The sequence below is a fragment of the Mesorhizobium sp. LNHC252B00 genome (assembly GCF_000502955.1).
GTDB lineage: Bacteria > Pseudomonadota > Alphaproteobacteria > Rhizobiales > Rhizobiaceae > Mesorhizobium.
In genome coordinates, this window is record NZ_AYWO01000015.1 from 112,196 (window position 1) to 127,755 (window position 15,560).

Below are 15,560 nucleotides of genomic sequence, written 5' to 3' on the forward strand. Positions count from 1 at the left end.
CTCCCTGTCGGCGCTGCCCGTCGGCGCGCCTTTACGTGTTGACGCCCCGGAGCCGATATCTGACTCCTTCGAGCGCGCCACCGGTTCCCTCCGATGGCTGGTGGCAGGAGACTAGACAGGAGGTAAGCTCTTTTCAACTGAGTACTGATTGACCCTAAGTCAACAATGAGAAGAAAGAGGCCATCGCTAAATTAGAACATGCCTTCAATCGCTCACACCGCCAGGTTGCACCTGGGGTTTCCGCTTTTTGCATGCGAACTTTGGCATGTTCAGCGACATGGTTCGCCGTCTCATTCTTATGGCCAGAAGCCGCCGATTCCGGATAAGTGCTTCGGGAACTTCGGCGGTTGAGTTCGCCCTGCTCTCACCGATCTTCATCCTCATCCTGCTTGGAATGGTTGCGTACGGCATATATTTCGGTGCGGCCAACTCGATCCAGCAAATCGCGGCGGACGCCGCACGGACAGCCATTGCTGGGATGAACCAGACCGAACGGCAAACGCTCGTGGCCAGCTTCGTCACCAACAATGCAGGTGGATATCCGTTCGTGGATGCGAACAAGCTAACCTATCAGGCCAATGACAGCACAGCCGATGGCAGCCAGTTCGTGGTTTCCATCCAATACGATGCACGCAACCTGCCGATATGGAATCTCTTCCCTGGCATCGCGATGCCAGGGACCACGATCACGCGCCAGTCAACCATACGGGTCGGAGGTATCTAAGTGTTGCCGCATGCGCGCAAGGAGATCGGCCGGCTGGCGCGGTTGATGCTGAGTGATAGAAAGGCGAATTTTGCCGTGATGACCGCGCTTATGGCGCCGGTCGGGCTTGCGCTGGCTGCCGTCGCCATCGACGAAGCCTCGATCTACACCGAGCGTCGCGAAGCACAGGCAATGGTGGACTTGGCCGCGATCACCGCCGCCTCGAACATCACAAAGATCGACACCGCAGTCGTGACCACGCTGACCGACAACGGCATGCCGGGGGTTGTCGTTCAAGGCTTGGGACAGACGATCGCACCGGCCGTCGGCAAAACTGTCGTTTCGGTCACACCGGGACGATACGCGGCATCCGGTACTAACGTAAGCCAGCGCTTCCAGGCCAACTTGACACCCTACAATGCCGTCCGCGTAACTCTGAAGAAGATCCCGGCCCGCTATTTCGCGAGTTCGCTGATCCCCACTCCGGTCATCGGCACCGAGGCGACGGCCAGCATGACACCGCTGGCAACGTTCTCGGTAGGGTCGAGGCTGGCCAGCGTCAATGGCGGTATCCTCAACGCGCTTCTGAGCGGACTTCTCGGCGGCAACATTACGCTCAGCGTCATGGACTACAACGGGTTGATCTCGGCTGATGTCAGCGTCCTCTCCTTCATAAGTGCCCTTGCCACGCAAGCGAACGTGACCGGCGGTACCTATTCGGATGTGCTGGCCTCCAAGGCGACCGTCGGCCAGATCGCTACCGCCATGGCCAATGTGCCTGGAGTTGGCAATACGGCCAAGGTCGCCCTGCAGACAATCGCGTCCAAGTCGACCAGCACGGTCAAGATCCCGCTCAGCAGCCTTGTCGACCTCGGCTCCGTGGGCAGCGTAGGGTTGGGACAAACCCCGACAGGCCTAGGGGTCGATGCAAGCGCCATGGGAATGCTGACTGCCGCCGCAGTGCTGGCTAACGGCACCAACCAGGCTCAGGTCAATCTCGGAGCCACCGTACCGGGGCTTGTTTCCACCAAGCTTACCATTGCGATCGGCGAGCCGGCACAATTTTCGCCATGGCTCGCGGTCGGTGGAATCGGTACCACGGTGCGCACGGCACAGACACGTATCAAGCTGGTGGCCAGCGTCGGGGTCGGCACACCTGGTCTCGGCGGCGGCGTCAGTCTGCTGGCCGTGAACCTGCCGCTCAATGTGGAAGTCGCCTATGCCGAAGCCAAACTGACCGACATCACTTGTCCGACAGGGCCTTCCAGCATCAAGGTTTCCATCGCGGCGCACCCAGGCATTGCCGCGCTGCACCTGGCCAACAGCAACACTTCAGGCTTTGGCGACTTCAGCCAACCGCAGACATTCACCGACGCGGAAATCGCGGATGCGAACCTCAAGCTGCTGCTGACCAACATTCCGCTGATACAGATGATGGGCTCCGCCGCCACCGCGATCACCAACAACAACCCGACAACACTGACCTTCGATGCGGCCGACATCGCCAACAAGACGATCAAGACCGTTTCGACGCGCAACATTACACAATCGCTCACCACGTCTCTGGTCAGCAACCTGTCACTTTCGGTCAATGCGCTTGGCCTGGGGATCGACCTGACAGCCCTGACCGGAGCGGTCAAGCCGGCGGTGGTGACGGCGCTGAACGGTGTAACAGCGCCCGTCGACGACTTGCTCTACAATGTGCTCTCAGCGCTGGGTGTCGGCGTCGGCGAGGCCGATGTACGGGTTACCGGCGCGACCTGCGGACGCTCGGTACTCGTCCAGTAAGGACGGACGTCAATCGAGGCGGCCAAGAAAATATCCGAGCGCAGGCAACGAGAGCCCGGTCTCCTCGACGGCAGCTGCATCGCCGGCAAGCTTTGCGACCGCTCCGATATCAGGAGGCAAGGGCCAATTCGCCGGCTCCCCTGTGAAATTGAAGACACAGAGCAGTCTCTCGCCGCCGCCTTCGCGGATGAAGGCGAGCACGTCACCCTCAGCGTCAATAAAGAGGATCGAGCCTGTTACCAGCGCCTCATGCTCCCTGCGCAACGCCAGGGCGGCCCGATAGGACGTGAGCACCGATGTGGCGTCTGCATTCTGCACGTCGACCGCTCGGGCGCGATGGCTGGCCGGTATGGGCAGCCACGGCTTGGCCGTCGAGAAGCCCGCATTGTCGGCGCCAGCCTCCCAGACCATCGGCGTACGACATCCATCCCTGCCCTTGACGCCCGGCCAGAAGCGGATGCCGACGGGATCGCGCAGATCCCCATAAGCAAGCTCCGCCTCCTCCAGGCCAAGTTCCTCGCCCTGGTAGAGGCAGATCGATCCGCGCAGGCAGGACAGCAGCATGATCGAGAATCTTGCGACCGCGTCGGGATCACTTCCCGGCCTCGTCCAGCGGCTGACATGGCGCACTACGTCATGGTTTGAGAACGCCCAGCAGACCCAGCCATCGGAAACGCTTGCCTCGAAGGCTTCGACGCAGCCGCGTACATGCGCCGCCGAGAACTGCGGCCCCAGCAGGTCGAAAGTGTAGCACATATGCAGCTTGTCGCCGCCTGAGGTGTAGGCGGCGAGCGTCTGCAGGGAGCGGCCTTCATCGCCGATTTCGCCGACTGCGGTACGGTCGTCATATTCGTCGAGCAGCGCCCTGAAGCGCTGGAGAAATGCCAGGTTTTCCGGCTGCGTCTTGTCGAACAGGTGCTCCTGGTAGAGGTAGGTGTTGGTCTCGCTGTTGGTGCCGGCGACGCTCGACGCCAGGGGTGGATTGCTGCGCAGCCAGCGGTCATGGACATAGTAGTTGACCGTATCCAACCGGAAGCCGTCGACGTCGCGCTCCAGCCAGAACCGCACCGTTTCCAGAAGCGCATCCTGAACCTCCGGATTGTGGAAATTCAGGTCCGGCTGCGAGGCGAGGAAATTGTGCATGTAATATTGCCGGCGGGTCGAATCCCATTCCCAGGCCGGGCCACCGAAAACAGAGAGCCAGTTGTTGGGCGCGCCGCCATCAGGCTTGGCGTCGGCCCAGACATACCAGTCGGCCTTGGGATTATCGCGGCTGGCGCGGCTTTCGACGAACCAGTCGTGTTTGTCGGATGAATGCGACAGCACCTGGTCGATGACGATCTTCAGGCCGAGACGATGCGCCTCGGCAACCAGCGCACCGAAATCCTCAAGCGTGCCGAACATCGGATCGACATCGCAGTAGTTCGACACGTCGTAGCCCATATCGGCCATCGGCGACTTGAAGAAGGGCGACAGCCAGACAGCATCGACACCAAGCGAGGCGACATGAGCGAGCCTCGACGTAATGCCTGCGAGATCGCCGCTGCCGTCGCCGGTCGTGTCCTGGAACGAGCGCGGATAGATCTGGTAGATGACGCAGCCGCGCCACCATCCGGCCTTGTCAGCTGACGCCATTGCGCTTCTCCCTTGTGCCGGCCTGCGCTTGTTCGATCATGAAGATCACCGTCCGCCCCGATACCGGCCGCGAGATGTCAGCTGCCTCGACTGCGGCGGTCCAGAAAAACCCTTCACGCTCAGGCAGCGTGACCATGCAGGCCCGGCGATCGCCGTTGATGATGACGGCAAGGCGACCCTCGCCATCGCTGGCGCCACCCAGGATCATGACAAGACGGTGCCGCTGCGGATCCTGCCAGCTCTGTTCATCGAGCGGCACGCCCGTCTCGGTCAGCCAAGCGACGTCCGGCATCTTCGAGCCTGCCGGTGGCTCGCCAGTGAGGAAGGCTGTGTCGGAAAGCACTGATGTCGCGCGGCGCAACGTCGAGAGCAGCGCCGTGTAGCGATCCAGAGCCTGGTCGCGGCCGGCCCAGTCGAGCCAGGTGATCTCGTTATCCTGCGCATAAGCGTTGTTGTTGCCCTGCTGGGTGCGGCCGAATTCGTCGCCAGCCGTCAGCAAGATGGTGCCGCGCGAGGCAAACAGTGTGGCGAGCAGCGCGCGCTGGTCGTTCAGGCGAGCCGCTGCCACAGCCGGGTCGTCCGCATCCCCTTCGACGCCGTTGTTCCAGGACAAGTTCTCGTTGTGGCCGTCGCGATTCTGCTCGCCATTGGCCTCGTTGTGCTTGCGCTCGTAGCGCACGATGTCGGCGAGCGTCATGCCGTCATGGGCGGCGATGAAATTGACCGAGCGGCTGCCGTTTCGTCCCTTCGCGACAAACACATCGGACGAACCGGCCAGCCGGGTAGCCAGGGCGCCGACCATGCCGGCGTCGCCGCGCCAGAAGCGCCTGATATCGTCGCGGTACTTATCGTTCCATTCAAGGAAGGAAGGCGGAAAATTGCCGAGCTGATAGCCATCCAGGCCGATATCCCAGGGCTCGGCGATCAATACGCGCTCGGCTAGGAGCACATCTTCGCGCATCGCCTTCAGCAGCGGCGCCTCGGCATCGAATGTTCCTTCGACACGGCCCAGAATGGGCGCCAGGTCGAAGCGGAAACCATCGACGCCGGTATCCCGGACAAAGTGGCGAAGCGTGTCGAGGACCATTTCCCTGACGACCGGATGATCGCAAGCGACGGTGTTGCCGGTGCCGGTATCGTTGGCCAGCCTGCCGTCAGATGTATGCCGATAATAGGCCTGGTTATCGAGACCGCGCAGCGACAGCGTGGGCCCGAGCCTGTCGCTCTCGCCGGTATGGTTGAAGACGAGATCAAGGATGACGCCGATGCCAGCCCGGCGCAGCACGGCGACGGTGTTTCGCAATTCCATGATGCCGCCCGGCGCCAGGCGTGGATCGAGCGCCATGAACGTGACGGGATTGTAGCCCCAGGCGTTGCGCAGCCCGAGCGACGGCAAATGCCGCTCATCGATCGATGCCGTCACCGGCATCAGTTCGACCGCGCCAACGCCGAGTTTTTTTAGGTGCTCGATTATCGCGGGGTGAGCCAACGCCGCGACCGTACCGCGCAATTTTTCCGGAACGTCTGGGTGCAGCATCGTGAAGGCGCGCACCGGCACTTCGTAGATCAGATCACCGGGCTCAAAGAGTGGCGGCGCAGCCTGCACCGACTTCGGCAAGGCAACCGCAATCGCCTTCGGCATCAGCGGCGCGGTATCGGCGCCCTCGCCGCGACGCTGGGCCAGCCGCCAGTCATAGGCGTAAGACCTGTCGATCTCGACGGCGTAAGGGTCGGTCAGGAGCTTGGCGGGGTCGAACCACAGCCCGCGCTCCGGCGCGTAGTCGCCATCGGCGCGAAAGCCGTAGCGGGTGCCGGGGCCAAGACCCGCAACAAACAGCGCATGGACGCCCTCGCCTTCCGGCCGAAGCTCGAGCCGTTCGAGTTCCCGGTTGCCCTGCTCGTTGAAGATCGAGACCCAGAGCCGTCTGGCGGCCTGCGACCAGGCGGCAAAGCGGATGCCGTCGCGGGTGACGGTAGCGCCGAGCTGGCTCACAAGCGCGTCCTCCACCCTCCCCCTTGTGGGGAGGGTCNCGCCGAGCTGGCTCACAGGCGCGTCCTCCACCCTCCCCCTTGTGGGGAGGGTCGCGAACGAAGTGAGCGGGGTGGGGGGCGGCGCAGGAAAAGCGCTTTATGAGCACCCCCACCCCGATGCGCAACGCGGATCGACCCTCCCCACAAGGGGGAGGGTGAAGCCACCGCCACCGTCAAGTGATCACGCTCGGCTTGTTGCGACCGGTGTGACTCTTGATCCCGGCAATATCATCGGCCGCGGCAATCAGATCGGCAAGTGCGGCCTGCGTGTCGAGATCGTGTCTCGACTTGTCCGGCTCATAGCGCTCGATATAAACGCGCAACGTCGCGCCCGACGTGCCGGTGCCGGACAACCGGAAGACGACGCGCGAACCGCCTTCGAACATAACCCTGATGCCCTGATGCTCGCTGGTCGAACCATCGACCGGATCGTGATAGGCAAAATCGTCGGCACTGGCGACTGTCATGCCTCGCACGCTGGTGCCCGGCAACGCGCCGAGCCTGGCGCGGAGTTCGTCGACCAGCGCGTTGGCACGGTCGCTCTCGACCTCTTCATAGTCATGCCGCGAATAGTAATTGCGGCCGTAGGTTGCCCAGTGCTCGGTGACGATCTGCTTGCAGCTTTCGCCGCGCGCGGCAAGGATGTTGAGCCACAGCAGCACCGCCCACAGGCCATCCTTTTCGCGAACATGGTTGGAGCCGGTGCCAGCACTTTCCTCGCCGCAAATCGTCGCCATGTCTGCGTCGAGCAGATTGCCGAAGAACTTCCAGCCGGTCGGCGTCTCGTAGATGCCGATGCCGAGTTTTTCAGCAACGCGGTCGGCAGCACCACTGGTCGGCATCGAGCGGGCAATGCCTTTCAAACCAGCCTTGTAGCCAGGCGCCAGGCGGGCGTTGGCGGCGAGCATGGCGACGGAATCCGACGGGGTGACGAAAATGCCCTTGCCGATGATCAGATTGCGGTCGCCGTCGCCGTCCGAGGCGGCGCCGAAATCCGGTGCGTCCGGCCCCATCATCTCGTCATAGAGGTGTTTGGCATGGACGAGGTTCGGGTCCGGGTGATGGCCGCCGAAATCCGGCAACGGCTTGAAGTTGCGGCAGGTGCCGTTGGGCGCACCCAGCCGGTTTTCCAGGATTTCCTTGGCATAGGGACCGGTCACGGCATGCATGGCGTCGAAGCGCATGCGGAAGCCGGACTTGAACAGTTTGCGCAATGCGTCGAAATCGAACAGGCTTTCCATCAGCTCGGCATAGTCGGCGACCGGATCGATGATCTCGACCGTCATGCCGGCGACCTTGACCGTGCCGATCGTGTCGATGTCGATCGGGTCGATGTCGGCGGTTTTGAAGCTCGAGATCGCCTTGGTCTTGGCGAACATCGCGTCGGTCAGCTTTTCAGGCGCCGGGCCGCCATTGCCGGCATTGTACTTGATGCCGAAATCCTCGTGCGGGCCGCCCGGATTGTGGCTGGCCGACAGGATGATGCCGCCGAAGGTCTTGTATTTGCGGATGATATGCGAAGCGGCCGGCGTCGACAGGATGCCGCCCTGCCCGACCATCACCTTGCCGAAGCCGTTGGCCGCCGCCATGGCGATTGCCTTCTGGATGACCTCGCGGTTGTAGAAGCGGCCATCGCCGCCGATCACCAGGGTCTTGCCCTTGAAACCATCGAGCGCGTCGAAGATCGACTGGATGAAGTTCTCGGCATAGTGCTCCTGCTGAAACACCGGCACCTTCTTGCGCAGGCCCGACGTGCCGGGCTTCTGATCGGAATAGGGTTTGGTGGGGACGGTCCGTATCATGCTTCAAGAAACCCTTTTCGAAAGCAGCGAGCGATAGAGTTCAAAATATTTTTCCGCGCTCTTGTCCCACGACACATCGGCTTTCATGCCTTGGCGCTGCAACGATTCCCAGACCACCGGACTGGCATGGGCGTCGACGAGGCGGCGGATGGCGTGCAGCAAGGCACCGCCATTATTGGGCGCGAACTGGAAGCCGGTGGCCACACCAGCTGAAATGGCGGCCTCGTTGGCGTCGATGACCGTATCGGCCAGGCCGCCAGTGCGGGCGACCACCGGAACGCTGCCATAGCGCAGTCCGTAAAGCTGTGTCAGCCCGCAGGGTTCGAAGCGCGAGGGAATGACTATGGCGTCGCAGCCGCCTTGCATGATGTGCGACAGTCCCTCGTCATAGCCGACCACGACCCCGATACGGCCGCGATGCCTGGCGGCCGCGGCAAGCAGGGTGCCTTCAAGACCAGCGTCGCCGGAGCCCAGGATCGCCAGGCGCGCGCCAGTCGCAACGACGCCATCGACGGCTGTCGCCAAGATGTCCATGCCCTTTTGCCAGGTCAGGCGGCTGACGACGCAGACGATCGGACTGTCGTCGCGCTCAAGGCTGAAGCGATCTTCGACGGCCGCCCTGTTGGGGGCGCGCGCCTTCAGCGTACTGGCCGTATAGGTGGACACCAGATGCTTGTCGGTTTCGGGATCCCATATCCCGGTGTCGATGCCGTTGACGATGCCATGGAGATCGCTGGAGCGCATGTTGATGAGGCCGTCGAGACCCATGCCGAATTCCGCCGAGCGAATCTCCTGCGCATAGGTTGGACTGACCGTGGTGATTGCCCAGGCCGCCTGCAGGCCGGCTTTGAGGAAGCCGACGCCACCGTAATATTCGACGCCGTCGAGCGCCATCGCCGCCGCCGGCAAGCCGAGCTCGCCGAAGATGCCTGCGCCGAACTGGCCCTGGAAGGCGAGATTGTGGACGGTTAGCATCGAGGGCACGCCGACCGCCCTGCCGTAGCGCATGTAGGCCAGGGCCATCGCAGACTGCCAGTCATGGGCATGGACGATGTCGGGCTGGTAGCCCGAGATGGCGCCACTGGCGATGTCGCCGCCGACCTGGCTCAGCGCCGCGAAGCGCCGCCAATTGTCGGGCCAGTCGACGCCGGTCGCATTGCCATAGGGACCGCCGGGACGATCGAACAGATGCGGCGCGTCTAGCACGAACAGCTCGAGCCCGGCGAGTTGGACGGAATGGACGGAGGCCCTGCCACCCTGCAGCAAGGGATATTGCAGAACCGCCTTCCTCTTCTTGAAGGCGGCCATGACGGTGGGGAAACCGGGAATGAGCGTGCGCATGGTCACGCCCTTGGTCGCCAGCGCGATGGGCAGCGCGCCGGTCACGTCGGCAAGTCCACCGGTCTTGATCAGCGGGAAAATCTCAGGCGTGACCGACAGAACCTGCATGCACTAGAGCCCTAACTTGTCGATCATGTCCTGAGTGACCAGGCAAATGCCCTTTTCCGAGACCCTAAAGCGCTTGGCATCGAGAACGGGATCCTCGCCGACTACCAGCCCTTCCGGTATCCTAACACCGTGGTCGATGACCACGCGCTTCAACTTTGCGTTCCGGCCGACATGAACGTCAGGCAGCATGACGACTTCTTCCAGCGTCGAATAGGAATTGATGCGCGCACCGGTGAAGATCAGGCTTCGTTTCAGCGAGGCCCCCGAGACGATGCAATCGCCCGATACCAGCGAGGACACGGCCGAACCCCGGCGGCCATCCTCATCATGCACGAACTTTGCCGGCGGCTTCAATTCGGCATAAGTCCAGATCGGCCAGTCGCGGTCGTAGAGATCGAGCTCCGGCGTGATATCAGTCAGGTCGATATTGGCTTCCCAATAGGCATCGACGGTTCCGACATCGCGCCAATAGGCCTCGTTCTCGGCGGTCGAGCGGACGCAGGACTTGGCGAAGCGGTGGGCAATCGCCTTACCGTGCTGGACGATATAGGGGATGATGTCCTTGCCGAAATCGCGGCTGGAGCCCGGCTCGGCCGCGTCGCGGCGCAACTGCTCCATCAGGAACTTGGTCTTGAAGACATAGATGCCCATCGAGGCCAGAGCGAATTCCGGCTTGTCGGGAATGCCGGGCGGGTCGGCGGGCTTTTCGACGAAAGCAATGATGTTGTCCTTGCCGTCGACATGCATGACGCCGAAACCGGTGGCTTCCATGCGCGGCACTTCGAGGCACCCGACGGTGACATCGGCATTGGCGTCGACATGCTGGCGAAGCATCAGTTCGTAGTCCATCTTGTAGATGTGGTCGCCAGCCAGGACCACCATGTATTCGGGGCCGTAGGCCTCGATGATGTCGATGTTCTGATAGACTGCGTCGGCCGTGCCCTCATACCACTGCGTTTCCGAGACGCGCTGGCTGGCCGGCAGGATGTCGAAACTCTCGTTTCGCTCGGGCCGCAGGAAGTTCCAGCCACGTTGCAGATGGCGGATCAGCGAATGCGCCTTGTACTGGGTGGCGACGCCAAGGCGGCGAATGCCGGAGTTGAGCGCGTTGGAAAGCGCGAAGTCGATGATGCGCGTCTTACCGCCGAAATAGACGGCCGGCTTGGCGCGCCGGTCAGTCAGTTCCTTGAGGCGGCTGCCACGGCCGCCGGCCAATACATAGGCCATGGCATCGCGCGCCAGCGGCTGGGTCCGTTTCAAGTCTGCCATTTCTACCCTCCCAAGTTACTCAGTCTCGACTTACTCGACCTCGACATGGCTCAGTCGACCACGGGTTCAAGCATGATCGTCGACAGCGGCGGCAAAAGCATCGTGGCAGAGATGCTTCCGCCCTCCGCCCGGGCCTCGACCGTGCCGCCATTGCCCTTGCCGGAACCGCCATATTCCGAAGCGTCGGTGTTGATGATTTCGCGCCATTTGCCGGCCGTCGGCAACGGCACGCGATAGTTGTCGCGCGGCACAGGCGTGAAATTGGAAATGACGGCCACAGGGCTGCCCCCCGGTGCGCTGCGCAGCCAGGCGAAAACCGAATTCTGGCTGTCGTCGACGATCAGCCAGGAAAACCCTTCCGGTTCGCAGTCGCGCCCGTGCAGCGCCGGGCGCGAACGGTAAAGATAGTTGAGATCGCGCACCGTCTGCCAGACGCCGCGATGCGGCCGGAATTCGAGCAGGTTCCAGTCGAGCGCGCGCGCTTCGCTCCATTCGCGGCGCTGCGCGAACTCCTGCCCCATGAACAGCAGCTTCTTGCCGGGATAACCCCACATGAAGGCGTAGTAGGCGCGCAAAGTCGCGAATTTCTGCCAGTCGTCGCCGGCCATCTTGGCAAGCAGCGTGCCTTTGCCATGCACGACCTCGTCATGCGAGAGCGGCAGCATGAAGTTCTCCGAGAAGGCGTAGGTCAGGCCGAAGGTGAGGTCATTGTGGTGGTGCTTGCGGAAGATCGGCTCCTTGGAGAAGTACTCCAGCGTGTCGTGCATGAAGCCCATGTTCCACTTGAAGCCGAAGCCTAGGCCGCCCTCGTGCACCGGCGCCGAGACCTTCGGCCATGAGGTCGATTCCTCGGCGATGGTCATGACGCCGGGATGGTGGCCATAGACCTCCTTGTTCATCTTCTGCAGGAAGCTGACCGCCTCGAGGTTTTCGCGGCCGCCCTTCTCGTTGGGGATCCATTCGCCGGCCTTGCGCGAATAGTCGAGGTAGAGCATCGAGGCGACCGCATCGACGCGCAAACCGTCGACATGGTATTTTTCGGCCCAGAACAAAGCGTTGTTGACGAGGAAGGACACCACTTCGCGGCGGCCGAAATTATAGATCGCGGTGTTCCAGTCGGGATGAAAACCCTTGCGCGGATCGGCATGCTCATAAAGCGCGGTGCCATCGAAATTGGCCAAGCCATGCGCATCGACCGGGAAATGCGCTGGTACCCAGTCGAGGATGACACCGACGCCGGCGCGGTGGGCGCCATCGACGAAACGAGCAAAGCCGTCCGGGTCGCCGAAGCGGGCCGACGGTGCGTAGAGGCCGGTCGTCTGATAGCCCCAGGATGGGTCATAAGGGTGTTCGGAGATCGGCATGAATTCGATATGGGTGAAGCCGGTCTCGACTACATAGGGGATCAGCCGGTCGGCCAACTCGTCCCATGACAGGAACGTACCGTCGTCGCGAAGCTGCCAGGAACCGGCATGAACCTCATAGATCGAGATCGCTTCGCGCCGGTGATCGGCATTGCGCCAGAAGTTGCGATGCGCCTCATCCCCCCACTCATGCGCCGGTGGCACGGCCACGACCGAAGCGGTGGCCGGCCGCAATTCGGATTTGAAGGCGAACGGGTCCGCCTTCAGCGGCAGCCTTACGCCGTCAGGGCCGATGATCTCGTACTTGTAGGGTCGTCCGGCACCGATGTCGGGTACGAACAGCTCCCAGATGCCGGTGTCGCGTCGATCGCGCATCGTGTGCCGGCGACCGTCCCATTCGTTGAAATCACCGACCACCGAGACGCGTCGGGCATTGGGAGCCCAGACGGCGAAATGCACGCCGGAAGCGCCTTCGTGGTCGATGACATGGGCGCCGAGCTTGTCGAACAATCTTAGGTGCGAGCCTTGGGCGATGTAGTAATCGTCCATCGGGCCAAGCACCGGACCGAACGAATAGGGATCTGTCAGCCACCAGTCGCCGCCGTCATTGCGCGCGTGATAGCGCAGGGGCTGGCGCTTCTTGATCGAGAGCTTGCCTTCGAAAAAGCCGCCATCGTCGCGCCTGGACAGTTCACCCGCGATGATGCCGGTCAGCGTGTAGGCGGTGACGAATTCGGCATGTGGCACAAAGCAGCGGGCAAACAGGTTCTTGCCGACCTCATGGACGCCAAGAACCGCGAAGGGGTCACCATGCGTGCCGGCAACAATCGCCGCAACATCGCTGGCTGGCGCCAGTCCGTCCGGCCCGCTTGTCGCTGCGGTCGCGCGCGGCTTCTTCATTAGGCAGTGTCCCTCCCAGGCACCAAGCGTTCGTTTGGGGTGTGAATTCGACGGTCGAATTCACACCCCAGGACCACCTCGTTCGCAGCCTCATGCAATCACATCAGACAGGCACGTTCCAGATTTCTTTCGCATATTGACGGATGGTGCGATCGGAGGAGAACCAGCCGACACGCGCAACGTTGCGGATTGCCCGGGCGTACCAGTCGGGACTGTTGCGCCAGACTGCATCGACCTCGCGCTGGGCGGCGGCATAGGCATCGAAATCGGCAGCAACCATGAACCAGTCGCTGCTGTAGAGACCGTCGATAAGGTCGCGGTAACGCTCTGGATCGTCCGGCGAAAAGACACCTGACGAAACAGCCGCAACTGCTTGCGCCAGCTCGGATGATCCTTCGATGACAGCGCGCGGGTTGTAGCCGTTGTTTCGCCGCTCTGCGACCTCGGCGGTGGTCAGGCCGAAGATGAAGATATTGTCGTCGCCGACGCACTCCTTGATCTCGACATTGGCGCCGTCGAGCGTGCCGATGGTCAACGCGCCGTTCAGGGCGAACTTCATGTTGCCAGTGCCGGACGCTTCCATGCCGGCGGTCGAGATCTGCTCCGACAAGTCGGCAGCCGGCATCATGATCTCGGCCAGGCTGACATTATAGTTCGGCACGAACACCACCTTCAGCAAGCCGCGCACCGCCGGGTCGCGGTTGATGACCTTGGCGACGTCGTTGGCGAGTTTGATGATCAGCTTGGCATTGTGATAGCTGGGCGCCGCCTTGCCGCCGAAGAATTTCACGCGCGGCATCCAGTCACGCTCGGGATGCGAGCGGATCTGATCGTAAAGCGCGATCGCCTCGAGGATGTTCAGGAGCTGGCGCTTGTATTCGTGAATGCGCTTGATCTGGATATCGAACAGCGCCGAGGGGTCGACCTTGATGCCGAGACGGTCGGCGACGAGGTTGGCCAGCCGCGCCTTGTTGAAGCGCTTGACGGCGGCGAACTTGTCGCGAAACGCGGCGTCGCCGGCGAAGCCATCGAGATCCTTGATGGCGTCGATGTCGTCGAGAAAGCGATCGCCGATCGCCTCGCGGGCGAGCGACGTCAGGCCGGGGTTGCACTGGATCAGCCAGCGCCGGGGCGTGATGCCGTTGGTCTTGTTGTTGATGCGATCGGGGTAGAGCTTGTGCAGGTCGGCAAACACCGTCTCCTTCATCAGGTCGGTGTGCAGAGCCGAAACGCCATTGATCGAATGCGAGCCGACAAAGGCCAGATTGCCCATGCGCACCCGGCGGTCGCCATTTTCCTGGATCAGCGAGATGCGGCTGATCTGCTCGTCCGAGAACTGGTTGGACGCGCGCGCCTCAAGCAGCACTTCGGCATTGATGGCGTAGACGATCTGCATGTGGCGCGGCAAAAGCCGCTCGAACAGCGGCACCGGCCAGCTTTCCAGCGCCTCGGGCAGCAGCGTGTGGTTGGTGTAGCCGAAGGTGCGCTTGGTGGTATCCCAGGCCTGATCGAAATCCATGCCGTGGACATCCATCAACAGGCGCATCAGTTCAGGCACAGCGATGGCCGGGTGGGTGTCGTTGAGGTGGATCGCAGCCTTGTCGGGCAGCGATTTCAGGTCGCCATACTGGCTGAGATGCCGCTGGACGATGTCCTGCAGCGAGGCGGTGGAGAAAAAGTACTCCTGTCTGAGCCGCAGTTCCTGCCCGGCCTTGTGGGAATCGGCGGGATAGAGAACGCGCGACAAGGCATCGGCCTTGTTGCTTTCGGCAAGCGCGCCGATATGGTCGCCGGCATTGAATTTGTCGAGCAGGATCGGATCGACCGGCATGCCCGACCAGAGCCGCAGGGTGTTGACGCGATTGGCCCGCCAGCCGACCACGGGCGTATCATAGGCGACGGCCAGCACATGCTCGGTCGGCTTCCAGACATGGCGATCGAGTCGGCCATCCTTCGAGGTGATCGATTCCACCGAACCACCGAACCCGACCTCGAACGAGCGTTCGCGGCGTTCGAACTCCCACGGGTTGCCGTGATCGAGCCAGGTTTCGGGCAATTCGACCTGCCAGCCGTCGTGAATCTCCTGGCGGAACATGCCGTTGGCGTAACGAATGCCGTAGCCATGCGCGGGGATGTCGACGGTCGCCATGCTTTCCATGAAGCAGGCGGCAAGCCGGCCGAGGCCGCCATTGCCGAGTGCCGCATCCGGCTCGAGAGCGGCGATGAGATCGAGATCGACGCCCAGCGACGACAACGCCTCGCGCATATTGTCCATCAGACCGAGATTGGAGAAGGCATCGCGCATCAGCCGACCGATGAGGAACTCCAGCGACAGATAATAGACGCGCTTTTCCTTCTGGTCATAGGCCTCCTTCGTCGCCTGCATCCAGCGGTCGACGATGCGGTCGCGCACGACCTTGATCGAGGCGGTCAGCCAGTCGTATTGGGTCGCGACCGTGGTGTCCTTGCCGACCCGATATTTGAGGGCCATCAAGACTTCCGCGGCGAGCGTCTCTGGATCAGGATTTTCGAGCAGTGGCGGGAGGGGTTCGGATGTCATCGCGCTCGTCATGCTGCCTCTCGTGCGGTTGCCATGATCATACCGGCTTTCATCGTTCC

9 protein-coding genes are annotated in these 15,560 nt (G+C 62.3%); 2 read left to right on the forward strand and 7 right to left on the reverse strand.

Annotation, left to right across the window (positions count from 1 at the left end; genetic code table 11):
• Positions 1–277: 277 nt before the first annotated feature.
• Positions 278–724 carry a TadE/TadG family type IV pilus assembly protein gene (locus X744_RS01000000169965; RefSeq protein WP_023760524.1) on the forward strand — a complete coding sequence of 149 codons (447 nt, stop codon included), beginning with the start codon at positions 278–280 and terminating at the stop codon, positions 722–724.
• Complete coding sequence (locus X744_RS151320) at positions 725–2,491, forward strand: TadG family pilus assembly protein (RefSeq protein WP_023760525.1); 1,767 nt, start codon at positions 725–727, stop codon at positions 2,489–2,491.
• A 9-nt stretch (positions 2,492–2,500) separates the two neighbouring features.
• On the opposite strand, the gene X744_RS151315 is transcribed toward X744_RS151320, so the two are convergent.
• The 7 genes from X744_RS151315 to X744_RS151285 form a co-directional block, all read right to left on the reverse strand.
• The gene (locus tag X744_RS151315; RefSeq protein WP_023760526.1) at positions 2,501–4,126 is read right to left on the reverse strand and encodes an alpha-glucosidase family protein; all 1,626 of its coding nucleotides are present in this window, start codon (positions 4,124–4,126) and stop codon (positions 2,501–2,503) included.
• On the reverse strand, positions 4,113–6,119 hold the full coding sequence (glgX, locus tag X744_RS151310; protein ID WP_023760527.1) for a glycogen debranching protein GlgX: 2,007 nt from the start codon (positions 6,117–6,119) through the stop codon (positions 4,113–4,115). Before glgX ends, X744_RS151315 begins: the two co-directional genes overlap by 14 nt.
• Positions 6,120–6,330: 211 nt before the next feature.
• A complete protein-coding gene (locus X744_RS1000000173890) occupies positions 6,331–7,959 on the reverse strand; it encodes an alpha-D-glucose phosphate-specific phosphoglucomutase (RefSeq protein ID WP_023760528.1) in 1,629 nt (542 codons plus the stop codon).
• A 3-nt stretch (positions 7,960–7,962) separates the two neighbouring features.
• Positions 7,963–9,408: a glycogen synthase GlgA gene (glgA, locus tag X744_RS1000000173895; RefSeq protein WP_023760529.1), complete on the reverse strand. Its 1,446-nt coding sequence runs from the start codon at positions 9,406–9,408 to the stop codon at positions 7,963–7,965.
• Positions 9,409–9,411: 3 nt separating this feature from the next.
• Positions 9,412–10,677 carry a glucose-1-phosphate adenylyltransferase gene (glgC, locus tag X744_RS151295; protein WP_023760530.1) on the reverse strand — a complete coding sequence of 422 codons (1,266 nt, stop codon included), beginning with the start codon at positions 10,675–10,677 and terminating at the stop codon, positions 9,412–9,414.
• Between the two features lie 50 nt (positions 10,678–10,727).
• Positions 10,728–12,941: a 1,4-alpha-glucan branching protein GlgB gene (gene glgB / locus X744_RS151290; protein WP_023760531.1), complete on the reverse strand. Its 2,214-nt coding sequence runs from the start codon at positions 12,939–12,941 to the stop codon at positions 10,728–10,730.
• A gap of 103 nt (positions 12,942–13,044) precedes the next feature.
• The gene (locus X744_RS151285) at positions 13,045–15,513 is read right to left on the reverse strand and encodes a glycogen/starch/alpha-glucan phosphorylase (RefSeq protein WP_023760532.1); all 2,469 of its coding nucleotides are present in this window, start codon (positions 15,511–15,513) and stop codon (positions 13,045–13,047) included.
• Positions 15,514–15,560: the final 47 nt, after the last annotated feature.

Coding starts and splice junctions, on each gene's coding strand:
- X744_RS01000000169965 (WP_023760524.1), top strand. CDS start 278: ATGGTTCGCCGTCTCATTCTTATGGCCAGAAGCCGCCGATTCCGGATA.
- X744_RS151315 (WP_023760526.1), bottom strand. CDS start 4,126: ATGGCGTCAGCTGACAAGGCCGGATGGTGGCGCGGCTGCGTCATCTAC.
- X744_RS1000000173890 (WP_023760528.1), bottom strand. CDS start 7,959: ATGATACGGACCGTCCCCACCAAACCCTATTCCGATCAGAAGCCCGGC.
- glgA (WP_023760529.1), bottom strand. CDS start 9,408: ATGCAGGTTCTGTCGGTCACGCCTGAGATTTTCCCGCTGATCAAGACC.
- glgC (WP_023760530.1), bottom strand. CDS start 10,677: ATGGCAGACTTGAAACGGACCCAGCCGCTGGCGCGCGATGCCATGGCC.
- glgB (WP_023760531.1), bottom strand. CDS start 12,941: ATGAAGAAGCCGCGCGCGACCGCAGCGACAAGCGGGCCGGACGGACTG.
- X744_RS151285 (WP_023760532.1), bottom strand. CDS start 15,513: ATGACGAGCGCGATGACATCCGAACCCCTCCCGCCACTGCTCGAAAAT.